Raw genomic sequence first — 26673 nt, forward strand, 5'->3', positions numbered from 1 at the left:
ATGACCGAGTCACTCTCCCGCGGCGCCGAGATCGCCGTCATCGGCGCCGCGGGGAAGACCGGAGCCGCCGTCGTGGCGGCGCTCGAGGGGCTCGCCGACGTACGCCGGGTGGTGCACACCGCCCGGCGTCCCGGCGACTTCGCCGTCGACCTCGAAACGGGTACGGGACTGGACGAGGCGCTGTCGGGTTGCCGCGGCGTGTACTTCATCGCCCCCAACGTGCACCCCGACGAGCCGGCGCTGCTGCGGAACGCGATGGGCGCCGCAGCGTCGGTGGGCGTCGAGCATCTCGTCTACCACTCCGTGGCCTGGCCGTACACCCCGCTCATGCCCCACCACGTCGACAAGGCGCGGTGCGAGGACGCGCTCCGGACGTTCGGCGGGCTCCGGTGGACCGTCCTGCAGCCGTGCGCCTACGCCGAGAATTTCGCGGCCGTGCTGGCGGGCACGGCGACCACCGTCGAACTGCCCTACAGTCCCGACGCGGCGTTCTCGTTCGTCGCACTCGCGGACGTCGCGGAGGTGGCGGCCCGCATCCTCGCCGAGGGCGCGGACATCCACCACGGCGCCACCTACGAACTCGGCGGCCCGGAGGCCCTCAGCGTCCGGGATCTGTGCGACCGGTCGGGAGGGCCGGTGTCGGTGAACCAGGTGTCCGTCGACGAATGGATGTCGCGGCACGGGCGGAACCTGACGGACGACGGTCGCGCCCGGTTGGCCGCGATGTTCGAGTTCTACGATCGGTACGGGTTCCTCGCGGGCGGCGCGCTGCTCGAGTCGCTGCTCGGGCGTCCGCCCACCCCCGCCATGTGAGTGGCAAAGCGTGCTGGGGCACACTTTGCCACTCACCTGGGGTCAGACGCCGATCCGGCCGCCCGACTTCCACACCGCCACGACGGCGGGACGCGGCTGCGCGTCGCCGCCGTCGGGCCAGTGCGACGCCGGGTTGTCGGCGCTCGCGTCGTCCAGTTCCCCCGGGTGCTGCACGCACACCGTGACCCGCTCGTCGCCGACGATCGGACCGCACGTCTCGGCGCCCTTGGGCACGGTGAGGAACTGCTTGGTCTCCCCCCGGTTCGGGCCCTCGAGGACGACGCTGAACAGGCCGTCGTTGGACTTCAGGGCGTTGCCGTCGGTGGAGATCCACAGGTTGCCGTGCGGATCGAACGCCAGGTTGTCGGGGCAGGAGATCGGGCTGACGCTCTCCTTGTCGAAGCCGCCGAAGTAGGTGTCGGCCTCCTGCGGGTCACCGCAGACGAGCAGCAGGTTCCACGTGAACGCGGTGCCGGCGTGGTCGTCGGTGAGTTCGAGGACCTGGCCGTTCTTGTTGGTGTTCCGCGGGTTGGCCTCGTCGGCCGCCGCCGCGCCGTCGACGCCGCGCTTGGTGTTGTTGGTCAGCGCCACGTACACCTTGCCGGTCGTCGGGCTGGGTTCGAAGTCCTCGGGACGGTCCATCTTGGTGGCACCGACCTTGTCGCCGGCCTGACGGGTGAACACCGCCACCTCTTCGGCGCTCATGCCGTCGACGAGCGACTCACCCCGGCCGTCCTCACCGGTGCGCAGCAGCGGGATCCACTCGCCGGTGCCGTCGAACGTGCCGCTCGCCGGCAGCGTGCCCGACCCGTCGATCTCGTCCGCCGAGTTTCCGTTGAACTTCGCGACGTACAGGGTGCCCGCGTCGAGCAGCGTCATGTTGTGGCGCACGGCGGCCTGACTCCTGCCGTCCATCACCTTGCGGCTGGAGACGAACTTGTACATGTAGTCGAAGCGCTCGTCGTCGCCGCTGTACGCCACGACGGTGCCGTCATCGGTGACGTGGATGGTGGCGGCCTCGTGCTTGAACCGGCCCAGGGCCGTGTGCTTGACGGGTGCGGACGCCGCGTCCCACGGGTCGACCTCGACGACGTAGCCGAAGCGGTTGACCTCGTTCGGCTCCTGGATGAGGTCGAAACGCTTGTCGAACCGTTCCCACTTGCGCTCGGACGCAGCGCCTTCCACGCCGTACCGCTGCAGCCGCGCGGCAACGGCCGGATCGGTGACCAGTTCGGCGTTCGCGAAGTACTGGTTGAAGTTCTCCTCCCCCGACAGCACCGTTCCCCACGGTGTCACGCCACCCGAACAGTTGTTCAGCGTGCCGAGCACCTTCGTGCCCGTCGGGTCCGCGGACGTCTTCAGGAAGTCGCTGCCCGCGGCGGGACCGGTGACGACGAATTCCGTCGTCGCCGTGATACGCCGGTTGTACGGTCCGAAGTCGGGAGTGAGCGTGCCCGAGGCGGATTCGCCCTTCACCTGCACCACGGACAGTCCGTGGGCGGCGAGCGCGGTCTGGAACTGCTCCGGTGACGGGTTCTCGGCGTCGTAGCCCTTGAACATGAACGGCTCGGTGGTGTACTCGTGGTTGACCACCAGCAGGAAGGTGTTCGGCTGGCCCTCGACAGGCAGGAGTCCGGCGAAGTCGTTGTTGAACCCGAACTGCTGCGCCTGCGCCTGCGCCGTCTGGTTGTCGAAGTCGAACGCGGGAGCCCCGGGCAGCACCGGGTCGCCCCAGCGGATCACCACGGCCTGCTCGTACCCTTCGGGGACGACGAGGGCGTCCTCGGTGTTGGGGGCGACGGCGTCGAAGTTCGTCCCGGCGGGCGCGGAACCGTCCGAACCGCCCGTGCCGGAGACGCTTCCGCTGCCGGAGTCGTCCGAGCAGGCCACCAGCGCACTGCCCGCGCCGACGGCGAGGACGGCCATCCCCGTCCCGCGCAGCATCCCGCGCCGCGACAGCGCGGTACGGGCGATGTCACGGAAGTACTCGCCGTGCGAGGTGTTGGGCACGTCGTGGGAGCACGCGTTTCCGCACTTGTACTGACAGGTGACGGACGCGCGCGAGGACACTCCGTCGTGATTGACGAACAGTGCGAGGGGTTTCAAGCTCACCGTGGCTCCCGATTCGAATGTGGACAACTCCGGCACCGTAGAAGTCGTAAGCGAGACGAAGGGAACATTTGTATGAACGTGTGGACAACGAGGGGAGCCTAAGTTCTGGCAGAAATTGCTCCTAGCCAGCAGCCCGGCAGCCGTGCACCATTGAAAGATGGACCCCGTCGAAGCGCTGCGGGAAATTGCGTTCTGGCTCGAGCGCTCGCGTGACGAGGCACCGAGGATCGCCGCATTCCGGCGGGCGGCCGACGTGCTGACGTACGCGGACGAGGACGCGCTGGCCGACCTGGAGGAGCGCGGCTGGGTGTCGCCACCCGACATCGGGTCCGAAGCTGCCGCGATCATCCGTGAGTGTTCCGCGTCGGTGCCGCTGTACCTGACGTACCTGCGCAATGCGGCCGAACCGATCGGACTCGGCGGGACCGAACTGCTCGACGCGCTCCGCGGCGACCTGCACACCCATTCCGACTGGTCGGACGGCCGGTGCCCGATCCGGGAGATGATGCGCCGCGCCGCCGCCCTGGGCCACGAGTACTGCGCGATCACCGATCACTCGCCGCGGCTGACGGTCGCGAACGGAATGTCGTCGGAGCAGCTGCTCTCCCAGCTGAGCGTCGTCGCCGAACTGAACGCGGAGCTCGCGCCGTTCCGCGTGCTGACCGGCATCGAGGTCGACATCCTCGTAGACGGCTCCCTCGACCAGGACGACGACCTGCTCGCCGACCTGGACATCGTGGTGGCCAGCGTGCACTCGCACCTGGACACCGACCGGGCGACGACGACCAAGCGGATGCTGCAGGCCGTGAAGTCCCCGCACGTCGACGTCCTCGGGCACTGCACCGGCCGGCTCGTCGAGGGTGCGCGGGGGCCGCGGCCCGAATCGAAGTTCGACGCGGAACGGGTATTCGAGGCGTGCCGCGAGTACGGCACCGCGGTCGAGATCAACTCCCGCCCCGAGCGCCGCGACCCGCCGGGACGCCTGATCGACCTCGCGCTGAACAGCGGGTGCAAGTTCTCCATCGACACCGACGCGCACACCACCGGTCAGCTCGCCTGGCAGGGCTACGCCTGCGAGCGCGCCGCCGAACGCGGAGTCGAGCCGTCGGACGTGATCAACACCCTGCCCGTCGCCGAGTTGCTGGAGTGGGCCGGAACACCGATTCGGCAATGATCCGCGTCGGCGTGGGGGCGTTCGTCGTCGTGGCTCTGCTGGTCGCCGCCGTGTGGGTGTTGCAGCGACGACTGATCTATTACCCCGACCCCTCCCCGGTGCCGCCCGCGGACCGGCTGATCGCCGGGGCCGAGGACGTCACGCTGACCACGTCGGACGGCCTCGAACTCGGCGCCTGGTACGTCCCACCCGCGAGCGGGGATCCGCTGATGACCGTGCTCGTGGCCGCCGGGAACGCCGGCAACAGGGCCGACCGGGCGCTGCTGGCGTCGGACCTCGCCGCCGCCGGTTTCGCCTCGCTGCTCTTCGACTACCGCGGGTACGGCGGCAACCCCGGTCACCCCAGCGAGGACGGGCTGGCACTCGACGTCCGGGCGGCCCGCCGATACCTTGTCGACGAGCGTCGCGTGCCGGCGGAGCGGCTGCTCTACTTCGGGGAAAGCCTCGGCACCGGCGTCGTCACCGAACTCGCCACCGAGCATCCACCGGCGGGCCTGCTGCTCCGGTCGCCGTTCGTCGACCTCGCGTCCGTCGGCGCAGCGCACTACCCGTTCCTGCCGGTCCGGCTGCTGCTGCGCGATCGATTCCCCGTCGCGGAGTACGTCGCACGCATCGATGTGCCCACCACCGTCGTCTACGGCACCGCCGACATCGTCGTCCCACCGGAGCAGAGTGCACGCGTGGCCGATGCGGCGCTCGGCCCGGTGGAAACGGTCGTGCTGGCCGGGGCGGGACACAACGACGACGTGATGTTCGGCGGCGCGGAGATCGTCCGCGCCACCGCCGATCTGGCCGCGAGGGCGCTCCGCGCCCCGTGAGTGGTTGACGAGTCTCTGCACTCGCGGGCCACGCACAGGCGCGTCAGCGCACTATGACGACGTCCAGCGTCCGCGGACCGTGGACGCCCTCGACGCGGTTGAGTTCGATGTCGCTGGTGGCGCTGGGACCGCTGATGAACGTCAGCGGCTTGGTCGCGTCGAGGGTCTGGAAGGCCTGCGGCACGGTGTCGACGATCTGATCGGTGCGCACGATGCAGATGTGGTGATCCGGGACCAGGGTCAGCGCCCGCCGCCCCTGACCGGCGCCGCCGTCGAGCACGATCGTCCCGGTGGCGGCGATCCCGAGGGTGCAGCCGGTGACGACCACGTCGAGCGCGTCGAGTTCGAGCGTCGACAGTTCGGCGGGTTCCCCGTCGACGACGACGTCACGTCGCGGCCGCCACGACAGCGGCAGGTCCGGCGGGACGACGGCGCGCGCCCCCTCCGCGATCAGCCCGGTGACGACCTCGGCGACCGTCCCCTCCTCGGCGCGGTGGACCTGCGCGCGGTAGTCGTCGACGGTGTGGGCGAAGAACTCGACGTCCCCGGGTCCCGACGCGGGCTGCCGGTGGTAGTCGCGGGGAACGGGTTCGGGGGCGGGCGCTTCGGCGAGCGCCGACCGGATCCGGGTCAGGATCTCTTCGCGTGCGGTCATCGTGTCGTGTCCTCGTGAGTGCGGGCCCACCATTGTCGGAAGGTCTCCTTCGGCGGTGAGGGGAGGTCGCGGCTTGCGGTCCACTTCGACCCCGGGTACGGCAGCGACGTGATGCGCCCCTTCTTGCCGCCCAGCACCCGGCCGATCTTGGACGCCGTCTCGGCGGCGGCGAACCGCTTCTCCGACCCCATCACGAAGCCCGCGGCCTTCATCGCGAGGTCCTGGCCGCCCGGAAGTCCGTGCCGCTCGGAGTCGACCTGTTCCGCGCGCAGGTGCACCAGGATGCTGGGGATGTCGATGCGCACCGGGCAGGCATCGAAGCAGGCGCCGCACAGCGTCGACGCGAACGGCAGCGAGGCATTCGGGTCGTCGTGACCGGTGGTCCCGGTGAGTTGCGGGCTGAGGATCGCGCCGATCGGGCCGGGGTACACCGACCCGTACGCGTGACCGCCCGCCCGCTCGTAGACGGGGCACACGTTCAGGCAGGCGCTGCAGCGGATGCAGTGGAGCGCCGAACGCCCGACCTCGTCGGCGAGCACGTTGGTGCGACCGTTGTCGAGGAGGACGACGTGGAAGTTCTGCGGGCCGTCGCCGGGATGCACCCCGGTCCACATGGAGGTGTACGGGTTCATCCGCTCGGCGGTGGACGACCGCGGCAGCAGTTGCATGAACACCTCCAGGTCGGTGAACGTCGGGACCAGTTTCTCGATGCCCATGAGGGTGATGAGGGTGTCGGGGAGGGTGAGGCACATCCGCCCGTTGCCCTCCGACTCCACCACCGCGAGGGTCCCGGTTTCCGCGACCCCGAAGTTCGCGCCGCTGATCGCCACCTTCGCGGAGAGGAACTTTCGCCGAAGATGCGCCCGCGCGGCCATCGCCAGCGCCCGCGGGTCGTCGGTGATGTCCTTGTCGATGCCGGGCATCGATTTCAGGAAGATCTCGCGGATCTCGGCACGGTTGCGGTGGATGGCGGGAACGAGGATGTGGCTCGGCTTGTCCTCGCCGAGTTGGACGATGAGTTCGGCGAGGTCGGTTTCGATCGCCGCGATCCCGTTCTCCTCGAGGTGCTCGTTGAGGCCCGTCTCCTGAGTGGCCATCGACTTGACCTTCACGACCTCGTCCGAGCCGGTGGCCCGCACGAGGTCGGTGATGATCCGGTTCGCCTCCTCCGAGTCGCGCGCCCAGTGGACGGTGCCGCCGCGGGCGGTGACGTTCTCCTCGAACTGCACGAGCAGTTCGGGGAGCCGCGCCATCACGTCCGCCTTCAGGGCGCTGCCCGCCCGGCGCAGTTCCTCCCAGTCGTCGACCTCGGCGACCGCGGCGATGCGCTTGTTGCGGATGGTGGTGGTGGCCGCGCCGAGATTGGCGCGCAGCTGGGTGTCCGCGAGTGATTTCCGCGCCGCGTCGGGGAAAGATTCTGTGCCCCGGATGTTTCCGGTGCCCGCATGGAAGGTGGGTGAGCCGAGGAACGTGGTCATGCGTTGCTCCCGATCTTCTCGGTGCTCGCCAGGATCTCGGCGAGATGGACGGTTCGGACCCCGCTGCGCAGCCGGGACAGTCCGCCGCCGATGTGCATCAGACAGGACGAGTCGCCGGCGCTGCACACCTCGGCGCCCGTGCTCAGGACGTTGCCCATCTTGTCGGCGAGCATCGCGGTCGACGTCTCGGAGTTCTTCAGCGCGAACGTTCCGCCGAAACCGCAACAGGATTCGGCCGCGGGGAGCTCGATCAGCGTCATCCCCCGCACCGCGCGAAGCAGCTGCAGCGGCTTGTCGGCGACGCGCAGCATCCGCAGCGAATGGCACGTCGGGTGGTACGTCACCCGGTGGGGGTAGTAGGCGCCGACGTCGGTGACACCGAGGACGTCGACGAGCAGTTCCGACAGCTCGTACGTCCGGGACGCGACCTCCTCGGCGCGCGTCGCGAGCGATTCGTCGCCGTACCGGCGGGCGACCATCGCATGCTGGTGCCGGACGGATCCGACGCAGGAACCGGACGGCGCCACCGCGACGTCCCAGGACGGTCCGCTCTCGAACGCCTCCACGTGGTGACGGACGAGCGGCAGCGCCTCGGCCTGGTAGCCGGTATTGACGTGCATCTGCCCGCAGCACGTCTGCTTCGGCGGGAACACGACCTCGTGGCCGAGTCGCTCGAGGAGACGGACCGTCGACTCAGCGGATTCGGGGAACAGGGCATCCGCCAGGCACGTGGCGAACAGGGCGATTCTCATCGGGTACTCCAACCGGGCTGGGCTGTGGTCTGACCACAGTAGCGCACTGTGGTCAGACCACACCAGGTAAACTTTGATCGTGCGCACACACGAGGTCGTCCTGCACCGCATCGAGCAGGATCTGGCGGCCGGCAAACTCACCGTCGGCGGTCGCCTGCCGGCCGAACGCGCACTCGCGGAGGAACTCGGCGTCGGACGCTCGTCCGTCCGCGAGGCCATGCGCGTGCTCGAGGCGATGGGCATCGTCCGCACCGCCGTCGGGTCCGGACCGGACGCAGGCGCGATCGTGGCCGCCGACCCGGCCGCATCCATCGGCGCGGCCCTCCGACTGCACATGGCGACGCGCACGCTGCCCATCCGCGACGTGGTCCAGACGCGAACGCTGCTCGAGTCGTGGGCGGTGCAGGAAGCCGCCGGGCAGGCCCGCGACCTCGACTTCTCGGCCATCGACACACTGCTCGACGCAATGGACGACGAGGGGCTCTCACCCGAGGCGTTCCACCGGCTCGACGCCGACCTGCACGTCGCGATGGCCGGACTCGCGGGCAACGTCCTCGTCGAGGCGATGATGGTTTCGCTCCGCGACTCCATTCACGGCTACGTCATGCAGGCCGTTCCGCTCCTCGACGACTGGCCTGCGGTCGCGACCCACCTCCGCTGCGAGCACCGCGGCATCGTCGCCGCCCTTCGTGACGGACACGGCGCCGAGGCCGCCGGCCTGGTACGGGAGCACATCGAGGGCTTCTACGGGCGTTTCGCACCCGTGCGTGGGTGACGTGTAGAGGCGGGCGGCGATTGGGCGAGTACAGCATCGGCACCGCCGCCGAGTTGGAGAGGTGACCAGACCAGTGATCCGTCGTGTCGCTGGTGCTCGAAGCTAGGATCGTGTGACACAAGCGGCAACACCATGCAGTTCGCGGGCGTGGTTTCGTGGGGAGAATCGGGCCATGGCGGACGAGCAGCGCAAGACGGTCGGTGTCTTGTCGCGCGCATTCGCCATCATCGACGCCGTCGAGTTACGACCGATGATCACCAGCGAGCTTGCGCGCACTGTCGGCTTGTCGAAGTCGACCACCCAACGTCTCGTGGCCGAGCTCGCGCACTATGGCTACCTGCGGCGAGATGCCGAGGGCCGATACTGGCTCGGGTATCGCTTCACTGCGGCGGGGATGACTGATATCGCCATGCCGGTGCTTCGGGAGCTGAGCGAGGGCACCGGTGAGTCCTCGCAGTTGTGGGTCCGGCGCGGTGACCTGCGCTTGTGCGCCGCCAGTGTCGAATCGTCGAACGAACTACGGGCCACCATGCCGGTCGGCACCACATTTCCGCTGGCGGAAGGGTCGAGCGGTCACGTGCTGGCCGGCGATTTCGACAACGACCCCGTCGCGCGACGCCGCGGCTGGTGGCAGACGCTCTCCGAGCGGGTTCCCGGCCTCGGCTCGGTCAGTGCACCGGTACGAGTACACGGCGAGATCGTCGCGTCGGTATGCGTGTCGGGCCCATTGCACCGGCTCGGTGACGATCCCGGGCCCCGCCTCGGTCCCTCGGCGGTCGACGCCGCTCATCGCATCGAAAAGTCACTTCTCGACTCCTGACCCGGACGCCGGCTCGCCGCGGCGGGTGCGTCTCTTCTTGTCGTCTCGACCTGTGCCGGCCGGCATGCATCGTTGCGCTCTGTGACCCGGAGCACTATGGTTGCCCCATTATTCGGGCCACAATGACCCAAATAATGGGTCATCACGAAGGTTGATCGCATCGCCGACAGGAATCGGAGCGTCATGAACAACGCCACCACAGGTCCGCTCGACGGCATCACTGTCCTGGAACTGGGCAACTTCATCGCAGCGCCCTTCGCGACTCGGCTGCTGGCTGATTTCGGCGCCGAGGTCATCAAGATCGAACGTCCCGACGGTGGTGACGAGCTGCGCGGTTGGCGTCGCAGCAGGGGCACCACCTCGATGATGTATCGCACCATCGCCCGCAACAAACGATCGGTGACGCTCGATTTGAAGAGCGCCGAGGGGCAGCAGCTGGTGCTCGACCTGGCCACCAACGTCGATGTCGTGATCGAGAACTTTCGCCCCGGCACACTCGAACGCTGGAACATCGGACCCGAACAGTTACAGGCAGCCAACCCGGACATCGTCCTGGTCCGGATCTCCGGCTACGGCCAGAACGGCCCCTATGCGCAGCGCGCCGGCTTCGGTGGCGTCGCTGAGGCGTTCGGTGGGTTGCGGTATGTGACCGGCTATCCCGACCGTGAGCCGGTGCGTCCGGCAGCACCGCTGGGCGACACCCTCGCCGGTCTCTACGGCGCGGTCAGCGCGTTGATGATGCTTCTGGCCAAAGCCCGCGGCGGCGACCACCCGCGACCCAAGGTCGCCGACGTCGCACTCTACGAATCGGTCTTCATGGCGATGGAGTCGCTGACCGCTGACTTCGACGCCTATGCCATGGTGCGCGAGCGCACCGCCGGCAATCTTCCCGGTGTGGTGCCCAGCGGCTCCTACCCGTGTGCCGACGGCTCGGTTCTGATCGCCGGGAACGCCAGCGGAGTCTTCGCCAGGCTGATGAACGCCGTCGGCCGCCCGGACCTGGCGAGTGATCCCGACCTGGTCGACGGCACCAAACGCTACCTACGGGAAGACGTTCTCGACGAGGCGATCGTGGCATGGACGACGACCAGATCCACGAGAGACGTGGTCACCGAACTGTCCGACGCCGGTGTCCCGGCCAGCGACGTCTACGACGCTGCCCGCATCGTCTCCGACGAGCACTATCTGGCCCGCGGGATGATCCAGCCGTTCAAGGTCGACGTCGAAGACGGCTCGTCCGAGGAGGTGCGCTTCCCCGGCGTGGTACCTCAGTTCGACGGCCAGGCAACGAAAGTCGGATGGTTGGGGCCTGATCTCGGTGCCGACACCGAGCCGGTACTGGGCCGGATGCTGGGCCTGACGCCCGAGCGCCTGAACGCACTGCGCACGGCAGGCGTCATCTGACCCGCGGGCTTCCGCCGCCCCTCTGCTCCCTGGTGCAGCCGCACCTTTCCCGTTTGCCCCGCACGGAAAGAACACGGTCCCATGGTCTACGCCATCTCCATCCTCGCCCTCGTACTGATCTTCACCATCGCCACCAAGGTGCCGATCAACATGGGCATCCTCGCCTTCGCCGGCGCCTTCCTCGTCGGCGGATGGGTGTCGGGGATCCCGATCGACGACATCGTCGACGCATTTCCCGGTGACATCTTCCTGATCGTCGCCGGCATCACCCTGCTGTTCGCCATCGCCAAGGCCAACGGCACCATCAACATCATCGTCGAATCGGCCCTACGCCTGGTCCACGGACGGCGCTGGGCGCTGGTGTGGATGATGTTCCTGCTCTCCGGCGCGCTGATGGCCCTGGGATCACCGATGGCGGCAGGCATGCTCGCCCCCATCGCGATGCGGCTGGCCGGGAAAAAGAAGATCAACCCCCTGCTGATGGGCATGGCCATCAACCACGGCGCTCTGGGATGCGCGTTCTCGCCCATCACGATCTACGGTGCCTTCGTCAACGGATTGATCAAATCCGCCGGGTACGAGGCGAACCCGCTGCTGCTGTTCATCGTTCCCTTCGCACTGAACACCCTGTTCCTCGCCGTACTGTTCGCCATCTACGGCCGCGACCTGCTCCACGAGCTGCCCGAAGACCGTGACGAGATCACCGGCGCCGGCGCCGGTGCAGGGGCACCGACCCGCCCCCATCCCAGCCCGGGATCTGGCACCGCCTCCGCGACCGCCGTCCTGCCCGACGTCGACGTCATCGGCCACACCCCGTTCAACCGGGAACGGGTCGCGACGCTCATCGGAATCCTGCTCCTGGCAGTAGGTTCGGTGGCCTTCAACGTCGACGTCGGAGTCAGCTCGATCTGCATCAGCACGGTCCTGCTGCTGATGGCCCCGAAGAAGATGCCCCGGATCGAAGACAAGGTGGCGTGGCCGGCCGTCGTGCTGGTGTGCGGCATGCTCACCTACATGACGGTGCTCAAACAAAACGGCACCCTCGACTTCCTCGGCGACGCCGCCACCCACCTCGGCTCCCCTCTCGCCGCCGCGCTGATCCTGCTGTACGCCGCCGCGATCATCTCCGCGGTCGGCTCCTCGATCGGCACCCTGGGCATCGCGCTGCCGCTGGCCGCACCCATGCTCGCCGCCGGGGAACTCGGCGCGCTGGGATTCATCATCGCGCTGGCCTTCGCCTCCACCGTCGTCGACGTCAGCCCCTTCGCCACGAACGGATCCATCGTGGTGGCCGAGGCCGACGTCGAAGACCGTCAACGGTTCCAGCGCAGCGTCCTGGCCTACTGCGGCCTGGTCGTGCTCCTCGCCCCGCTGGTGGCCTGGGCCCTGATCGTCGTTCCCACCTCGCTCTGACCCCCGGCCCTCTCGAGAAGGTTCCCGCATGCCCGTCACCATCACCGACGTCGTCCTGCGCGACGGTCTACAGGACGAGAACGTCCTCGTCGCCACCGACGACAAACTCACCATCGCCGACGCGCTGGTGGCAGCCGGAGTCCGGCAGATCGAAGCCGTGTCCTTCGTCTCGCCCACCCGCGTTCCTCAGATGGCCGACGCCGACGCGCTCATCGCCCGGTTGCAGACCTACCGCGCCACCACGCAGGTCAGCGCGTTGGCGCTGAATGCCACCGGGGTCCACCGTGCGGTGGCCGCCGGAGTCGACGTCGTGCACATCGCGGCATCGGCCAGTTCGGCACACAGCCGAGCGAACGCCGGCAAGTCCGCTGCACAGGCCCTCGAGGACCTGTCCCAGGCGGTGGCCGGCTACCCGGAGCAACGGTTCCTCGGCGGGATATCCACCGCATTCGTCTGCCCGTTCGAGGGAACCATCCCACCCAGACGTCTGGTGGAAGTCGCCGAACAGTTCGCAGCCATGGGTATACGCGCCCTGGGGCTGGCCGACACCCTGGGCACCGCCACCACCGAGCACGTGCTCACCGCGGTGGGCGCCGTGCGCGAAGCACTGCCCGACATCACCATCGGACTGCATCTGCACAATGCCGACGGCCAAGCACTCACCACCGCCCTGCAGGCGGCACGCCATCTGGGGATCGCACACTTCGACAGCGCGGTCGGCGGATACGGCGGGTGCCCCTTCGCGCCGGGCGCACACGGCAACCTCGCGACCGAGGAACTGGTCGCGCATTTTCACAGTCATGATGTGGAAACCGGCATCGATCAGGCGCAGGTCACCGCCGCAGCATCGTTGGTCAAGCGTGTCGTCGCAGCCTCACCGCAGCTCTCGCGCTTCGCGCCCGTGCGTGGTTGACGAGTCTCTGGACTCGTCAACCGCTCACGGGCGGTACGCCCCCAGGATCTGCGCCTCGGCGTCTTCGAGGTAGGTCTTGAGTAGCTGACCTGCGGCTTCGGTGTTGCCCGCCACCAGCGCGTCGTAGATCTCGTGATTGCGGGTGAGGTACGGGCCGTGGAATCGGTGGGCGTCGTCCATGACGTGGAAGACGAGCCGCGCCTCGTTCCACACGCTGCGCATCAGTTCGTCGATGCGATTGCTGTTGTTGAGGCTCGCGAGGGCGCTGTGGAAGTGGATGTCGGCGGTGCCGACTCCGGTCCAGTCCTCGACGGCGTACCGCTCGTCGGCCAGGTCCAGGGCCTCGGCCACGCGCGACAGGTCGCCTGTGGCGGGGTCGAATCCGTTGACGCCCGCGCATTCGACGACGCGGCGGCAGATGTACAGCTCGGTGATGTCCTCGGCCGTGGGCACGCGGACGAAGACGCCGCGGTTGAGTTCGTGCGCGACCAGTCGGTCTTCGATCAGGATCTGGAAGGCCTCGCGCACCGTGTTGCGGGAGACGTCGAGGGCGGCGCAGATGTCGGGTTCGGAGAGACGCGCCCCTGGTCGGAACGTTCCGTCGATGATCGCGTCCCGCAGAATGCCGGCCACCCGGGTGGTCCTGCTGGTGCGTTCGAGCAGGCCGCGGTGAGCGGCCAGGCGGGAATGCGCATCGCCGCGAAGGGCATTCGAGCTGGTCAAGTCCACTCCTCAGGTTTCGATCTCGACCGCAATCATAGTTGTGAGCTCGGTTCCGCGATGAATTCCATGTTAAACGATCCTCTCAGGGTATTGCAGGATCGTTGAACGATTTGTACCGTGATGGGAGTTACACCGTTTCTTCCGGCAGTTACATCCCTTCTTCAGGCGAGGTGCCATGACCACAGATACACAGACCGAGGTCGCGCAGGCGCGCCCCTTCGACTGGTTCCGCACCCTCGGGCCGAAGGGAAAGAGAGCCTTCATCGGCGCGTTCGGCGGGTACGGACTCGACTCCTACGACTTCCAGGTCCTCCCGCTCGGCCTCGCGGCCATCGCCGCCTACTTCGGCCTCACCACCGGACAGGCTGGCCTGCTGACGACGGTGACGCTGGTCGTGTCTGCGCTCGGCGGTGCCCTCGCCGGCATCCTCGTCGACAAGATCGGCCGGGTCCGCACCCTGCAGGTCACGGTCGCGACGTACACGATCTTCACGGTGCTGTGCGGCTTCGCGCAGAACTTCGAGACGCTGCTCGTCTTCCGCGCCTTCCAGGGCCTCGGCTTCGGCGGCGAGTGGGCGGCGGGTGCGATTCTCGTGGCCGAATACGCCCGGGCCGAGTACCGGGGCCGGGCCGTGGCGTTCGTCCAGAGCGCGTGGGCAGTGGGCTGGGCGCTGGCGGTGATCGTCTACACGGTCGTCTTCCAGCTGTTCGATCCCGACGTCGCGTGGCGAGTGCTGTTCTTCACCGGTGTCCTGCCCGCGTTCCTCATCATCTGGGTTCGCCGGAATCTGAAGGATCCCGAGGTCGTCACGAAACGTCGTGAGTCCGCCGGCAAGGAGACCGGCTCGTTCGCCGCGATCTTCCGCGGCGGACTGCTCAAGACCACCGTGCTCGCGTCGCTGCTCGCCACCGGCGTGCAGGGCGGCTACTACACGCTGGCGTCCTGGCTGCCCACCTTCCTGAAGACCTCGCGCGGACTCGACGTCGTCGGCACCGGCGGCTACCTCGCCATCCTGATCTCGGGTGCGTTCCTCGGCTACGTCAGCGGCGGCATCCTCACCGACAAGCTGGGACGCAAGCGGACCATGCAGCTGTTCGCGGCACTGTCGGCCGTCTTCATGGTGGGCTACACCCAGGTGCCCGAGGGCGCGAACATGTTGATCCTCATCCTGGGCTTCCCCCTCGGCTTCTGCACGTCGGCGATCTTCAGTGGATTCGGATCGTTCCTGTCCGAGCTGTACCCGACGCAGTCCCGCGGCACGGGCCAGGGCTTCACGTACAACTTCGGCCGCGCGGTCGGCGCCGTGTTCCCGGCGGTCGTCGGTTTCCTGGCGGCCACCCAGCTGGGTATCGGCGGCGCGATGATCTTCGGTGCGCTCGGATACGCCATCGCCGTCTTCGCCCTGTTCTTCCTCCCCGAGACCCGCGGGATCCAACTTGACTGACTCACCGGCCGACCTCCGCTCCGCGTTCCGTTCGGGACGCGTCACCCCGACCGCCGGTCTGGCGCCCGGATTCGCCCAGACGAATCTCATCGCCGTACCGGAGGACTGGGCTTACGACGTCCTGCTGTTCACGCAGCGGAACCCCAAGCCGTGCCCCGTCCTCGACGTCGGCGACGTCGGCTCCCGCACGACGATGCTCGCCCCCGGCACCGACATCACCACGGACCTTCCGCTGTACCGGGTGTGGAAGGACGGCGAACTGGCCGACGAGACCGCGGACGTGTCGGGGTTGTGGCGGGACGACCTCGTGGCCTTCCACATCGGGTGCAGCTTCACGTTCGAGCACCCGGTGGCCGCTGCCGGGGTCCCGCTGCGGCACGTCGAGCAGGGCAGCAACGTCCCGATGTTCGTGACCAACCGTGAGTGCAGGCCCGCAGGCCGGATGAGCGGACCGATGGTGGTGTCGATGCGACCCGTTCCCGAACATCAGGTGGCCCTCGCCGCGTCGATCTCGGCGCGGATGCCTGCCGTCCACGGTGGGCCCGTGCACATCGGTGATCCCGCGGAACTCGGCATCGCCGATGTCGCGGCCCCCGACTTCGGTGATCCGGTGAATTTCGAGCCCGGTGACGTGCCGGTGTTCTGGGCCTGCGGGGTCACCCCGCAGGCGGCGGTGATGGCGTCCCGGTTGCCGTTCGCAATCACCCATGCGCCCGGGTACATGCTGATCACCGACACCCCGGACAGCGAGTACGTCCTGGAGGTTCCCGATGCGCGTTGATCTGAACTGCGACCTCGGTGAGGGTTTCGGGCAGTGGACCCTGGCGGACGACGAGGCCCTCCTCGACATCGTCACCAGCGCGAACATCGCGTGCGGTTTTCACGCGGGGGATCCGATGATCATCCGCCGGGCCTGCGAGGGTGCGGCCGAGCGCAACGTCGCGATCGGTGCGCACGTGGGTTTCCGGGATCTCGCCGGATTCGGCCGTCGGGAACTTTCGGTGTCGCCGGCGGATCTGCGCGACGAGACGCTGTACCAGATCGGCGCGCTCGCCGGGTTCGCACGTGCCGCCGGGTCCCGTGTGTCGTACGTCAAACCGCATGGTGCGCTCTACAATTCCGCCGCGCTCGACTGTGGGCGGGCCGAGGCGATCGCGTCGGCCATCGACCGGTTCACCGAACCGCTCGCGCTGATGGGCCCACCCGGCTCGCAGTTGCAGCGCGCGGCGGAAACCCACGGCATCGAATTCGTCGCCGAGGGTTTCGCCGATCGCCGCTACACCGCCGCGGGCACGTTGACCCCGCGCTCGGTGACCGGCGCCGTCATCGCCGATCCTGACGTCGCCGCCGCCCAGGCCGTGCGCATGGTGTCGAGCGGAACGGTGGAATCGATCGACGGTGACGACGTCGCGGTGTCGGTGGACAGCATCTGCGTGCACGGCGACTCGCCCGGATCCGTGCGCACGGCCCGCCAGGTCCGGCACGCCCTGGAGAGTGCCGACGTCACGCTCGGGGCCTTCGCATGACCACCCCGAGCGCCGGCACTCGAATCCTTCCGGCGGGCAACCGGGCCCTCCTCGTCGAACTGGAGTCGGAACCGTTCGTGGTGTCGCTGACCGAACGCCTCCGCCGCACCCCGGTCCCGGGTGTGGAGGACGTGCTTCCCGCGGCGCGGACGGTGCTCGTGACCACGACACCGCGGACCGATCTCGACGAGGTGCGCCGCGCGCTGCGGACGATGACCGTCGACCTCGAGGTCCACGAGGACAGCCGCGCATCCGAATCCGAGCCGGTCACCATCCCGGTCCGCTACGACGGCGCCGATCTCGCCGACGTCGCCGGCCATCTGCGGGTGAGCCGCGAGGACGTGATCGCTGCCCACACGGCGGCCACCTGGCGCTGTGTGTTCATCGGATTCGCACCGGGTTTCGCCTACCTGAGTTGCGGCGACGATCGGCTCACCGTGCCACGGCGGGCCCAGTCCCGCACCGTGGTGCCCGCCGGGTCCGTGGCCCTCGCGGGTGGCTACGGCGCGGTGTATCCCCGGTCTTCACCCGGCGGGTGGCAGATCATCGGAACGACGGACTCCCCGATGTGGAACCTCGACGCGAACCCTCCGGCGCTGCTGCAGCCGGGGCGTCGCGTCCGATTCGTCGACGAGGAAACACTGTGAGTGAACTCGAAGTACTCGAAACGGGACCGCTCAGCCTGATCCAGGATCTGGGCCGCCCCGGCTACCTGAGTTCGGGTGTGGGCGTGTCCGGCGCCGCCGACCGCGGGTCCGCGAAGCTGGCCAATCGGCTGGTCGGGAACGACGAGAACAGCGCGTGCATCGAGGTGTTGATGGGCGGCCTCGCCCTCCGGGCGCCGCAGGTGACCATCGTCGCCGTCACCGGTGCACCCGCGACGGCGCTGCTCGACGGAATCCCGATGGGGCACGCGAGCGTCATCGTGATGCAGCCGGGACAGACGCTGCGCCTGCAGTACGCGCAGGTCGGCCTGCGCAGCTACGTCGGCGTCCGCGGTGGCGTCGCGGTGCCGGACGTGCTCGGCTCCCGCAGCACCGACACCCTATCCGGAATCGGTCCGGAAGCGTTGAAACCCAACGATGTTCTGCCCGTCGGGACCGCGGCGACGAACTTCCCGAACGTCGACGTCGCGCCCGTCCCCCCGATGGACGCGGGAACGCTATCGGTGCGGGTCATCGACGGCCCCCGCGACGACTGGTTCACCAACCCCGAAGCGTTGACCACGGGAGCGTGGGCCGTGTCCCCGGACACCGATCGCATCGGGGCGCGCCTGAACCGGCACGGCGACTCGCCGGCACTGGTGCGGACGTCCGAGGCCGAACTCCCGACCGAAGGTGTCGCGCTCGGCTCCATCCAGGTTCCGCCGAGCGGACAGCCCGTCGTCTTCCTCGCGGACCATCCCATCTCGGGCGGGTATCCCGTCATCGGCGTCGTCGCGGACGAGGACATCGACCGGATCGCCCAGGCTCGACCCGGTCAACTGATTCGCTTCACCACTGCGTGATCGGCCTCGCTCCGATCCCACTACAGGAGATCACCCATCGTCATGAACAGCATCGGCACGGAACTCGACACCCCCTGGTCCCACGAGCTGTGGCGCAGCACGCTGCTCCGGGAACCGCACCGTCAGGGCACCGCGGTCGCGCGCCACTACGCGTCCGCGCTGCCGATCAGCTACGCCACTGAAACCGATCCGGCACAGGCGATCCGCGACGTCGCCGAGGTGGAGCGCCTCGACGTCGACAGTGTGGCGCTGACGTTCACCACCACCGAGGCGTCCGCGCCGTACGAGAACCTCAAGATCTATGCGGTCGGGAAACCCGCGCCGCTCAACGAGGTTCTGCCGATCCTGTCCAGCCTCGGCGTCAACGCGCTCGACGAACGACCGGCCGCGCTGACCCGCCCGGACGGGCACCGTGCCTGGATCTACGACCTCACCGTCGATCTGGTCGCCGTGACGGACGGTCACGGGGTGACCCGGGACAGCCGGATCGCGGACGCGTTCCGGGCCGCGTGGACGGGTGAGACCGAGGTCGACGGGTTCAACGCGCTCGTCCTGCACGCCGGGCTCGGGTGGCGTCAGGTGACCGTCCTCCGCGCGTACGCCGCCTACCTGCGTCAGGCCGGGCTTCCGTACAGCCGCAGCAACGTCGAACGAGTCCTGCTGAGCAACAGTGCAATCACGAAACTCCTCGTCGAGTTCCACGCGCTCCGCCTCGACCCGGGCATCGAACGCGACGCCGCCGCGGAAGACGCGCTCGAGGGCCGCACCGTCGACGCGATCGACGCCGTCGCCGGGATCGACGCCGACCGGATTCTGCGGGCACTGCTCTCGCTGATCCGCGCCACCACCCGGACGACGTACTACGCCGAAGACCGTCGGGCCGCGCGCGCTCTCGCATTCAAGTTCGACTCCTCGTCGATCGACGAATTGCCGCTGCCCCGACCGAAATACGAGGCTTACGTGTACTCGCCCCGGATGGAGGGCGTGCACCTGCGATTCGACGACGTCGCCCGCGGCGGCATCCGGTGGTCGGATCGCCGCGACGACTTCCGCACCGAGATCCTCGGACTCGTCAAAGCGCAGGCGGTCAAGAACGCCGTCATCGTCCCCGCGGGAGCGAAAGGCGGCTTCGTCGTCAAGAACCCGCCCGTGCCGACCGGCGACGCCGCCGCCGACCGGGAGGCGATGTACTCGGCGGGCATCTCCTGCTACCGCGAATTCATCTCGAGCCTCCTCGACATGACGGACAACCTCGACATCACGACCCGGCAGGTGATCGCGCCGGAGGGCATCGTCCGGCGCGACGGCGACGACACGTACCTCGTGGTCGCCGCAGACAAAGGGACAGCGGCATTCTCGGACGTCGCCAACGCGATCGCACTCGAGCGCGGGTACTGGCTCGGCGACGGATTCGCGTCCGGCGGTTCCGTCGGTTACGACCACAAGGCGATGGGCATCACCGCCCGCGGTGCGTGGGAAAGCGTCATGCAGCACTTCCGCGAGATGGGCGTCGACACCCGCACCGACGACTTCACCGTCGTCGGCATCGGCGACATGAGCGGCGACGTCTTCGGAAACGGGATGCTGCTCAGCCCCCACATCCGCCTGCTCGCGGCATTCGACCATCGGCACGTCTTCATCGACCCCGATCCCGACCCGCAGCGGTCGTGGGACGAGCGGGCACGGCTCTTCGGGCTCGGCAGGTCGAGCTGGAAGGACTACGACAAGGCGGTCCTCAGCGACGGCGCGATGATCGTCGACCGGTCGGCGAAGTCCGTTCGGCTGACACCGCAGGCCCGGCGCGTTCTCGGGATCGACGACGATCCGGTCCTCACCACCGTCGAACTCGTGCGTGCCGTCCTCGGTGCGCCCGCGGACCTGCTGTGGAACGGCGGGGTCGGCACGTACGTGAAGGCGACGACGGAGAGCCACGCCGACGTCGGCGACAAGTCGAACGACGCGGTCCGGCTCGACGCGACCCAACTGCGCGTCCGGGTGGTCGGCGAAGGCGGCAACCTCGGCCTGACCCAGCTCGGGCGGATCGAATACGCGCGCAACGGCGGTCGCGTGAACACCGACGCGCTCGACAACTCGGCCGGCGTCGACTGCTCGGACCACGAGGTCAACATCAAGATCGCCCTGGCAGGCGCCACCGCCGACAACACCCTCGCCGCGCAGGACCGGCGAGAGTTGCTGTCCGACATGACCGACGACGTCAGCAGGCTCGTCCTCGCCGACAACCGCAGCCAGAACGAGATGATGAGCCTGAACCGGGCACAGGCCGGCACTCTCGTCAGCTTCCACTCCCGCATGGTCGACGACCTGGAACGGCGCGGCCACGTGGACCGCGCGATCGACGTGCTCCCGACGTCCGCGCAGTTCGGTGCACTCGAACGTGAGCAGAAGGGACTGACGAGCCCGGAGCTGGCGCAGCTCACCGCGCAGGTCAAGCGTTTCATCAAGAGCGAAGTGTCGGGCACGACCCTCCCCGACAACGGTGTCTACGCCGGCCGGCTGCACAACTACTTCCCGCCGCGCCTCGGCCGGGAGTTCGCGCACACGGTCGCCGCGCATCCGCTGCGCCGGGAGATCGTCACGACGTCGGTCGTCAACGACATGGTCGACCGAGCGGGGATGACGTACGCCTTCCGGCTGCGGGAGGAAACGGGCGCCGACTCCGCGGAGGCGGTGAACGCCTTCACCGCGGTCACCGAGATCTTCGACCTCGGAGCGACTTTCGAGCGGATCCGGGCGGCGGCCGACGCGACGCCGACGGCCGGGACGAACGCGCTGACGGTGCAGACCCAGCGACTGATCGACCGCGCGTCGCGGTGGCTGACCACGCACCGGCCGCAACCGCTGCCGCTCGAGGCCACCATCGCCCGCTACCGGCCGGTCGTCCGCGACCTCGGCCCGCGGGTCCGGGAATGGCTGCGCGGCGACGAGATCACCGCGGTGGAGCGGCGCACCGAGGCCCTCACATCGCGCGGGGCGGAGGCCGGGCTCGCCGCGGACGTGGCGGACCTGCTGCACACGTACTGCCTCCTCGACATCGTGGACATCGCGGAGATCTCACAGCACCGCCCCGAGGACGTCGCCGAACTGTACTTCGCGCTGTCGGCGCACCTGCACATCAACACCGCGCTGACCGCCGTCACGGCGCTCCCCCGGCTGGACCGGTGGCACGCCCTTGCACGTCTCGCCCTGCGCGACGACCTCTACAGCTCGCTGCGCGCCATCACCCTCGACGCGCTGTCCGTGAGCGAACCCGGCGATGACGCGGCCGACAAGGTGGACCAGTGGGAACAGCACAACGCCGCCCGGCTCGCCCGCGCGCGGGCACTGCTGACGGAAATCGAGTCGGAGGTCGCCACCGAACCCACACTGGCGCTGATCTCCGTCGCGGCCAGGCGGATCCGGGCGATGACGCGGTAGGCGCTTCGCGCCCGTGCGCCTTTCTGGTTGTTCCAGCTACCAAAAAGGCGCACAGGCCGCGGAGCGGCCTACAGTACCTGGGACAGGAACTGCTGCAGCCGTTCGGTTTCGGGCTTGTCGAACAGCTGGTCCGGCTTCCCGGTCTCGACGACGGCGCCGTGGTCCATGAACAGCACCGTGTCGGACACCTCGCGGGCGAAGCCCATCTCGTGGGTGACGACGACCATCGTCATGCCGCCCTTGGCGAGGTCGGCCATCAGCGCGAGGACACCCTTCACCAGTTCGGGGTCGAGTGCCGAGGTGGCCTCGTCGAAGAACATCACCTCGGGCTTCATCGCCAGGGCGCGGGCGATCGCGACGCGCTGCTGCTGCCCGCCCGACAGGTTCCCGGGCCGCGAGTCGGCCTTGTTGGCGAGCCCGACGAGTTCGAGCTGTTCGAGCGCCAGCGACCGCGCCTCGTCCTTGGACATCCCCTTGAGCTTGCGGGGCCCGAGGGCGATGTTGTCGACGACGGTCTTGTGCGGGAACAGGTTGAAGTGCTGGAACACCATGCCGATGCGCTGCCGCAGCTTGTCCGGGTTGTCCTTCAGCACCGACTTCCCGTCGAGCAGGACGTCGCCCTGATCGGGTTCGTGCAGCCGGTTGAGGACCCGCAGCAGGGTGGACTTTCCGGAGCCGGACGGTCCGATCACGGTGACGGTGTCGCCGGCGTCGACGTGGAGGTCGACGCCGCGGAGCACCTTGTTGGTGCCGAACGCGAGGTGCAGGTCGGTGCCAGTGAGAGAGACGGCCATCGCCTTATCCCCTTTCCACGACGATGGACTGTTCCACCGGGTCGAGCGTGCCGGACGTGTCGGCGCGGCCGGTGCGCAGGCGGTTGTCGATGTAGTTGACGAGGTGGGTCAGCGGAATCGTCATCGCAAGGTAGAACAGGCCGGCGGCGACGAGCGGCGACAGGTTGCCGGTCTGCGCGTTGAGGTCGCGGCCGACGGCGAACAGTTCCCGCTGGCTGACGAGCAGGCCGAGGAAGTAGATCAGCGACGAGTCCTTGATCAGGGAGATGAACTGGTTCATCAGCGCAGGCAGCACCCGTCGCACACCCTGCGGAACGACGACGAGCGTCATCGACTTCCGGTAGCTGAAACCGAGCGCCCGGGACGCCTCGAGTTGTCCGGGTTCGACGCTCTGGATGCCGGACCGGAAGATCTCACCGATGTAGGCGGACGCGAGCAGTGACAGCGCGGCCGCACCGAGCCAGTACGGGTTGTTGCCGGTGAGTCCCTTGACGATGGGTCCGGCGCCGAGACCGACGATGAGGATGATGACGACGGCGGGCAGCCCGCGGAACACGTCCGTGTAGACGCGGGCGGGCCAGCGGAGCCAGCGGGTGCGGGAGATGCCTGCCATCGCGAGCAGCATGCCGAGGACGGTGCCGACGATGCCCGACGCCAACGCCAGGATCAGCGTGTTCGGCAGACCGGTCTTGAGCAGATCCGGGAACGCCCGCGTGTAGAGGTCCCAGTTGAAGAACGTGTCTTTCAGCTGCTGGAGTGTCGACTTGGGTTCCGCGACCGGGGTTTCGGTCGTGTTCTGCGAGTTCTGGGCGGCCAGCGCGGCGAAGTCCGGCAGGTCGGGCACCGGTGCCGCCTTGCTGCCGGGCTTCCAGCCCTCGGGCAGTTCGCGGGGCACCCAGTCGGAGTACAGCTGCGCCCAGGTGCCGTCTGCGATGACGGCGTCGAGCCCGGAGTTGAGGGCGTCGATGAGCGGCTGGTTCTCCTTGTTGACGGCCCAGCCCACGAAGTTGTTGACGCTGAAGGTGTTCTCGACGATCGACGTGGGATCGCCCGGCGCGATGGCGCCCTCGGCCTGCTGCGACGGCGCCACCCAGGCGTCGATCTGCCCGGACTTCAGGTTCGCGTACGCGGTGGCGTAGTCGGGGAACTTCACCGGGTTCAGCTTCAGCGTGTTCACGACGTAGTCGTCCTGGACGGTGCCCTGGACGACACCGATCCGAGTGGTCGCGGTCAGGTCGTCGAAGCCCTGGATCGGACCGCCGTTGGGCACGACGAGGGAGAAGTAGCCGAAGTCGTAGCCGTTGGTGAAGCCGACGGTGTTGCGGCGCTCGTCCGTTGTCGTGATGGACGAGGATCCGACGTCGAAGCGGCGTCCGGCGACCTGGGCGAGTAGTCCGGCGAACTCGGTGCCGACGAAGTCGACGCGCAGGCCCAGCTTGTCGGCGACGGCCTTCAGCAGTTCGTTGTCGTAGCCCGTGAACTCGTTCTCCGAGTTCACGCAGATGCTCGGCGGTGCGTCGGACAGCGTGCCGACGGTGAGCACGCCGGGGGTGATGAGGTTCAGTTTCGACGCGTCGATCTGGTCGATCGGGGTGGTCGACGGTGTCGTGTAGCGGTCCTCGGCCGCGGCGCCGGAGGCGGCGAGATTGGTCGGGGCGGCAGTGGCCGCGCCCACGCCGGGTGGCGAACACAGATCCTGCGGTGCCGCCCCCGACGTCTCCCCGTCACTCGAACACGACGACAGGGTCAGCGCCAGCAGGGCGGTGAGCAGTAGCGCCACCACCACTCGGATCTTCGCTCCGACGGAAGAAAACATGGTGAGCAGCGTAACCCTGGCGGTCGGTATTTCCGGGGTCGGAGGACGTGCGGGGCGACGCCCGTCACTCTCCTTGTTTGTCATACAAACAAAGTCGAGTTATTGTTTGTCATACAAACAAGCGGGAGGCAGTCATGGTGTCGCAGACGGGCCGAGCAGCGCGTGCCACTAGGGAGTCCGGTCGCCAGACCCGCGACGCCCTGTTCACCGCCGCCACCGAACTCTTTCTCGAGCACGGCGAGGGCGTCCCCATCACGCAGATCTGCGCCGCCGCGGGGGCCCACCCCAACCAGGTGACCTATTACTACGGTTCCAAGGAGCGGCTCTTCGTCGAGGTCGCGTGCGCTGCCGTCCTGCGTGCCGGCAAACGGGCCGAGGACGACGCGGCCACCGCGGAGACCGTCGGCGACTACACGGAGAAGCTCGTCGGCTCCCTCCTCGGGCCCGGCGCGCCCAGCGTCGAACTCTTCACCTCGGCGATGCTGATGACGGGACGCCGCGGCGAACTGCGCGACCTCATCACCGACACCCTCCGCACCCTGCACTCCTCAGGCGAGGACGCGCTGATCCGCACCCTGATACGCACCGGCTGGAAACTGCGCGCCGGCATCGACGTCGAATCGAAGGCGTTCTGGTCAGCGATCTTCGGCCTCGTGATCCAGAAGACCGCCACCGGTGAGAGCTTCGGCTACTCGCTCGAGGAGGCCGTCGCCGTCATCTTCGCGAACCTGCAGATCCCCGAGACCGTCCGCAACACCTCCATCGACTGACCTTCTCTCCTCCAAGGAGCGCGATGAACATCGTTCGCGTATTCGACAGCAACGTCCGGAAGACGCCCGACAAGGCCTTTCTCCATTTTCAGGGTCGCGACCATACGTATGGTTCCGTGCAGGACGGCAGCCGCCACGCCGCCGCCCTGCTACGGAAACTGGGGGTCGGGCACGGCGACCGCGTCGCTCTGATGTGTTTCAACACCCCCGGCTTCGTCTACGCGATGCTCGGCGCCTGGCGCATCGGCGCGGTGGTGGTGCCGGTCAACCACAAGATGCAGGCACCCGAGGTCGACTACATCCTGCGGCACGCGCAGGTGAAGGTATGCGTCTTCGACGGCGACCTCGCACCCGTCATCGAGCGACTCGAGACGCCGGTGCAGCTGCTGTCCACCGACACCGCCGTGGAGGGCCACGCCTTCTTCGACGACGCGATCGCGGACCTGGACGGCATCGACGGCATCGAGCCGGACGAGAACGACCCCGCGGAAATCCTCTACACGTCCGGCACCACCGGCGCGCCCAAGGGTTGCGTGCACAGTCATCGCAACGTCGTGCTCGTGGCGACCACGGCAGCCCTCGGTCTGTCGATCACCCGCGACGAGCGACTGCTGATGGCCGTCCCGATCTGGCACGCGTCGCCGCTCAACAACTGGCTGATGGCGACGCTGTACATGGGCGGCACCGTCGTGCTCGTCCGCGAATACCATCCCGTCCACTTCCTGGAAGCGGTACAGCAGCAACGCATCACGCTGTGCTTCGGGCCGCCGGTCATCTACACCACGGCGCTGAATGCGGTACGAAACTTCGCCGACTACGACCTGTCCAGCGTCCGGGCCTGGCTCTACGGCGGCGGACCTATCGGCGCCGATGTGGCGCGCCGACTCGTCGAGTCGTACCGGACCACCCGCTTCTACCAGGTGTACGGGATGACGGAGACCGGTCCCGTCGGGGCCGTCCTCTACCCGGAGGAACAGCTCGCGAAGGCCGGCTCGATCGGCCGGGCGGCGCTCGCCGGCGTCGACATGCGCCTGGCCGGCCCCGACGGCATCGACGTGCCCGCCGGGGAGATCGGCGAGATCTGGCTGCGCACCGAGACCGTGATGCAGGGCTACCTCGACGATCCCGACGCCACCGCAGCCGCGTTCGCCGACGGCGGCTGGTACCGCACAGGCGATCTCGCACGCCAGGACGACGACGGCTACCTCTTCATCGTCGACCGGGCGAAAGACATGATCATCACCGGCGGCGAGAACGTCTATTCCAAGGAGGTGGAGGACGCCATCTCCGGCCATCCCAACGTCGTGGATGTCGCGGTGGTGGGCCGGCCGCACCCCGAGTGGGGCGAGACCGTCGTCGCGCACGTCGTGTGGCGTGAACCGGACGTCGTGGGTGCCGACGACATCCGCGACTACCTGTCGGACAAGCTGGCGCGCTACAAGATTCCCCGCGACTACGTGTTCGCCACCGTGTTGCCCCGCACCCTCACCGGCAAGATCCAGAAGCACCTGATCCGCTCCGCGAGCTGACT

23 protein-coding genes are annotated in these 26673 nt (G+C 68.3%); 16 read left to right on the forward strand and 7 right to left on the reverse strand.

Annotation, left to right across the window (positions count from 1 at the left end):
* Window positions 1-813, forward strand: coding sequence for an NmrA family NAD(P)-binding protein (locus QM806_RS12130; RefSeq protein WP_242322444.1), 813 nt, complete (start codon window positions 1-3; stop codon window positions 811-813).
* 42 nt (window positions 814-855) lie between these two features.
* Here QM806_RS12130 and QM806_RS12135 read toward each other — a convergent pair whose 3' ends face one another.
* On the reverse strand, window positions 856-2925 hold the full coding sequence (locus tag QM806_RS12135) for a PhoX family protein (RefSeq protein WP_269591049.1): 2070 nt from the start codon (window positions 2923-2925) through the stop codon (window positions 856-858).
* 157 nt (window positions 2926-3082) lie between these two features.
* On the opposite strand from QM806_RS12135, the gene QM806_RS12140 reads away from it, so the two are divergent.
* Together QM806_RS12140 and QM806_RS12145 are read left to right on the forward strand one after the other, a co-directional pair.
* Window positions 3083-4099, forward strand: coding sequence for a PHP domain-containing protein (locus tag QM806_RS12140; protein WP_283291518.1), 1017 nt, complete (start codon window positions 3083-3085; stop codon window positions 4097-4099).
* Window positions 4096-4917 carry an alpha/beta hydrolase gene (locus tag QM806_RS12145; protein WP_043792365.1) on the forward strand — a complete coding sequence of 274 codons (822 nt, stop codon included), beginning with the start codon at window positions 4096-4098 and terminating at the stop codon, window positions 4915-4917. The genes QM806_RS12140 and QM806_RS12145 overlap by 4 nt, the downstream gene beginning before the upstream one ends.
* A 43-nt stretch (window positions 4918-4960) precedes the next feature.
* Here QM806_RS12145 and QM806_RS12150 read toward each other — a convergent pair whose 3' ends face one another.
* Genes QM806_RS12150 through QM806_RS12160 form a run of 3 tightly spaced genes read right to left on the reverse strand, consistent with a single transcriptional unit; the run spans window position 4961 to window position 7802 of the window.
* Window positions 4961-5572 carry a LutC/YkgG family protein gene (locus QM806_RS12150; RefSeq protein WP_005571240.1) on the reverse strand — a complete coding sequence of 204 codons (612 nt, stop codon included), beginning with the start codon at window positions 5570-5572 and terminating at the stop codon, window positions 4961-4963.
* Window positions 5569-7050, reverse strand: coding sequence for a LutB/LldF family L-lactate oxidation iron-sulfur protein (locus tag QM806_RS12155; RefSeq protein WP_005571241.1), 1482 nt, complete (start codon window positions 7048-7050; stop codon window positions 5569-5571). The genes QM806_RS12150 and QM806_RS12155 overlap by 4 nt, the downstream gene beginning before the upstream one ends.
* A complete protein-coding gene (locus QM806_RS12160; RefSeq protein ID WP_043792367.1) occupies window positions 7047-7802 on the reverse strand; it encodes a (Fe-S)-binding protein in 756 nt (251 codons plus the stop codon). The genes QM806_RS12155 and QM806_RS12160 overlap by 4 nt, the downstream gene beginning before the upstream one ends.
* Before the next feature lie 79 nt (window positions 7803-7881).
* Here QM806_RS12160 and QM806_RS12165 point away from each other — a divergent pair, with 79 nt between their 5' ends.
* The 5 genes from QM806_RS12165 (at window position 7882) to QM806_RS12185 (ending at window position 13127) form a co-directional block, all read left to right on the forward strand.
* On the forward strand, window positions 7882-8577 hold the full coding sequence (locus QM806_RS12165) for a FadR/GntR family transcriptional regulator (protein WP_005571243.1): 696 nt from the start codon (window positions 7882-7884) through the stop codon (window positions 8575-8577).
* 172 nt (window positions 8578-8749) lie between these two features.
* A complete protein-coding gene (locus QM806_RS12170; RefSeq protein ID WP_054247469.1) occupies window positions 8750-9397 on the forward strand; it encodes an IclR family transcriptional regulator in 648 nt (215 codons plus the stop codon).
* A gap of 183 nt (window positions 9398-9580) precedes the next feature.
* A complete protein-coding gene (locus tag QM806_RS12175; protein WP_054247468.1) occupies window positions 9581-10801 on the forward strand; it encodes a CaiB/BaiF CoA transferase family protein in 1221 nt (406 codons plus the stop codon).
* Window positions 10802-10882: 81 nt separating this feature from the next.
* Entirely contained in the window at window positions 10883-12214 is a 1332-nt protein-coding gene (locus QM806_RS12180; RefSeq protein WP_283291524.1) for an SLC13 family permease, read from the forward strand.
* A gap of 28 nt (window positions 12215-12242) precedes the next feature.
* A complete protein-coding gene (locus tag QM806_RS12185; RefSeq protein ID WP_265146762.1) occupies window positions 12243-13127 on the forward strand; it encodes a hydroxymethylglutaryl-CoA lyase in 885 nt (294 codons plus the stop codon).
* A 24-nt stretch (window positions 13128-13151) separates the two neighbouring features.
* On the opposite strand, the gene QM806_RS12190 is transcribed toward QM806_RS12185, so the two are convergent.
* Window positions 13152-13856, reverse strand: a complete 705-nt coding sequence (locus QM806_RS12190) for a GntR family transcriptional regulator (protein WP_065492669.1) — start codon at window positions 13854-13856, stop codon at window positions 13152-13154.
* A gap of 169 nt (window positions 13857-14025) precedes the next feature.
* Between QM806_RS12190 and QM806_RS12195 the strand changes: the two genes are divergently transcribed.
* Genes QM806_RS12195 through QM806_RS12220 form a run of 6 tightly spaced genes read left to right on the forward strand, consistent with a single transcriptional unit; the run spans window position 14026 to window position 21762 of the window.
* Window positions 14026-15294, forward strand: a complete 1269-nt coding sequence (locus QM806_RS12195) for an MFS transporter (RefSeq protein WP_005571253.1) — start codon at window positions 14026-14028, stop codon at window positions 15292-15294.
* Window positions 15287-16075: a putative hydro-lyase gene (locus tag QM806_RS12200; protein WP_120660121.1), complete on the forward strand. Its 789-nt coding sequence runs from the start codon at window positions 15287-15289 to the stop codon at window positions 16073-16075. The genes QM806_RS12195 and QM806_RS12200 overlap by 8 nt, the downstream gene beginning before the upstream one ends.
* A complete protein-coding gene (locus tag QM806_RS12205; RefSeq protein ID WP_210460512.1) occupies window positions 16065-16820 on the forward strand; it encodes a LamB/YcsF family protein in 756 nt (251 codons plus the stop codon). The genes QM806_RS12200 and QM806_RS12205 overlap by 11 nt, the downstream gene beginning before the upstream one ends.
* On the forward strand, window positions 16817-17467 hold the full coding sequence (locus tag QM806_RS12210) for a 5-oxoprolinase subunit B family protein (RefSeq protein WP_054247464.1): 651 nt from the start codon (window positions 16817-16819) through the stop codon (window positions 17465-17467). The genes QM806_RS12205 and QM806_RS12210 overlap by 4 nt, the downstream gene beginning before the upstream one ends.
* Window positions 17464-18327 carry a 5-oxoprolinase subunit C family protein gene (locus QM806_RS12215; protein ID WP_133985767.1) on the forward strand — a complete coding sequence of 288 codons (864 nt, stop codon included), beginning with the start codon at window positions 17464-17466 and terminating at the stop codon, window positions 18325-18327. Before QM806_RS12210 ends, QM806_RS12215 begins: the two co-directional genes overlap by 4 nt.
* 42 nt (window positions 18328-18369) lie before the next feature.
* The gene (locus QM806_RS12220) at window positions 18370-21762 is read left to right on the forward strand and encodes an NAD-glutamate dehydrogenase domain-containing protein (RefSeq protein WP_064080194.1); all 3393 of its coding nucleotides are present in this window, start codon (window positions 18370-18372) and stop codon (window positions 21760-21762) included.
* A 68-nt stretch (window positions 21763-21830) separates the two neighbouring features.
* Here the strand turns inward: QM806_RS12220 and QM806_RS12225 are convergent, their stop codons facing one another.
* Both QM806_RS12225 and QM806_RS12230 read right to left on the reverse strand, forming a co-directional pair.
* Window positions 21831-22556, reverse strand: coding sequence for an amino acid ABC transporter ATP-binding protein (locus QM806_RS12225; RefSeq protein ID WP_005249317.1), 726 nt, complete (start codon window positions 22554-22556; stop codon window positions 21831-21833).
* 4 nt (window positions 22557-22560) lie between these two features.
* Window positions 22561-24372 (reverse strand): ABC transporter substrate-binding protein/permease, encoded by a 1812-nt coding sequence (locus QM806_RS12230; protein WP_037203497.1) that lies wholly within the window; start codon window positions 24370-24372, stop codon window positions 22561-22563.
* Between the two features lie 134 nt (window positions 24373-24506).
* On the opposite strand from QM806_RS12230, the gene QM806_RS12235 reads away from it, so the two are divergent.
* Together QM806_RS12235 and QM806_RS12240 are read left to right on the forward strand one after the other, a co-directional pair.
* Complete coding sequence (locus QM806_RS12235; protein WP_005570377.1) at window positions 24507-25142, forward strand: TetR/AcrR family transcriptional regulator C-terminal domain-containing protein; 636 nt, start codon at window positions 24507-24509, stop codon at window positions 25140-25142.
* A 23-nt stretch (window positions 25143-25165) separates the two neighbouring features.
* A complete protein-coding gene (locus tag QM806_RS12240; RefSeq protein WP_283291529.1) occupies window positions 25166-26671 on the forward strand; it encodes a class I adenylate-forming enzyme family protein in 1506 nt (501 codons plus the stop codon).
* The last annotated feature ends 2 nt before the right edge of the window (window positions 26672-26673 follow it).

This window comes from Rhodococcus sp. IEGM 1351 (assembly GCF_030056875.1).
GTDB lineage: Bacteria > Actinomycetota > Actinomycetes > Mycobacteriales > Mycobacteriaceae > Rhodococcus_F > Rhodococcus_F opacus.

What these genes read in the sequence shown, in the direction of transcription:
- QM806_RS12130 (WP_242322444.1), top strand. Translation starts at nt 1, where the DNA reads ATGACCGAGTCACTCTCCCGCGGCGCCGAGATCGCCGTCATCGGCGCC.
- QM806_RS12140 (WP_283291518.1), top strand. Translation starts at nt 3,083, where the DNA reads ATGGACCCCGTCGAAGCGCTGCGGGAAATTGCGTTCTGGCTCGAGCGC.
- QM806_RS12145 (WP_043792365.1), top strand. Translation starts at nt 4,096, where the DNA reads ATGATCCGCGTCGGCGTGGGGGCGTTCGTCGTCGTGGCTCTGCTGGTC.
- QM806_RS12150 (WP_005571240.1), bottom strand. Translation starts at nt 5,572, where the DNA reads ATGACCGCACGCGAAGAGATCCTGACCCGGATCCGGTCGGCGCTCGCC.
- QM806_RS12155 (WP_005571241.1), bottom strand. Translation starts at nt 7,050, where the DNA reads ATGACCACGTTCCTCGGCTCACCCACCTTCCATGCGGGCACCGGAAAC.
- QM806_RS12160 (WP_043792367.1), bottom strand. Translation starts at nt 7,802, where the DNA reads ATGAGAATCGCCCTGTTCGCCACGTGCCTGGCGGATGCCCTGTTCCCC.
- QM806_RS12170 (WP_054247469.1), top strand. Translation starts at nt 8,750, where the DNA reads ATGGCGGACGAGCAGCGCAAGACGGTCGGTGTCTTGTCGCGCGCATTC.
- QM806_RS12175 (WP_054247468.1), top strand. Translation starts at nt 9,581, where the DNA reads ATGAACAACGCCACCACAGGTCCGCTCGACGGCATCACTGTCCTGGAA.
- QM806_RS12180 (WP_283291524.1), top strand. Translation starts at nt 10,883, where the DNA reads ATGGTCTACGCCATCTCCATCCTCGCCCTCGTACTGATCTTCACCATC.
- QM806_RS12185 (WP_265146762.1), top strand. Translation starts at nt 12,243, where the DNA reads ATGCCCGTCACCATCACCGACGTCGTCCTGCGCGACGGTCTACAGGAC.
- QM806_RS12195 (WP_005571253.1), top strand. Translation starts at nt 14,026, where the DNA reads ATGACCACAGATACACAGACCGAGGTCGCGCAGGCGCGCCCCTTCGAC.
- QM806_RS12205 (WP_210460512.1), top strand. Translation starts at nt 16,065, where the DNA reads ATGCGCGTTGATCTGAACTGCGACCTCGGTGAGGGTTTCGGGCAGTGG.
- QM806_RS12210 (WP_054247464.1), top strand. Translation starts at nt 16,817, where the DNA reads ATGACCACCCCGAGCGCCGGCACTCGAATCCTTCCGGCGGGCAACCGG.
- QM806_RS12220 (WP_064080194.1), top strand. Translation starts at nt 18,370, where the DNA reads ATGAACAGCATCGGCACGGAACTCGACACCCCCTGGTCCCACGAGCTG.
- QM806_RS12225 (WP_005249317.1), bottom strand. Translation starts at nt 22,556, where the DNA reads ATGGCCGTCTCTCTCACTGGCACCGACCTGCACCTCGCGTTCGGCACC.
- QM806_RS12230 (WP_037203497.1), bottom strand. Translation starts at nt 24,372, where the DNA reads ATGTTTTCTTCCGTCGGAGCGAAGATCCGAGTGGTGGTGGCGCTACTG.
- QM806_RS12235 (WP_005570377.1), top strand. Translation starts at nt 24,507, where the DNA reads ATGGTGTCGCAGACGGGCCGAGCAGCGCGTGCCACTAGGGAGTCCGGT.
- QM806_RS12240 (WP_283291529.1), top strand. Translation starts at nt 25,166, where the DNA reads ATGAACATCGTTCGCGTATTCGACAGCAACGTCCGGAAGACGCCCGAC.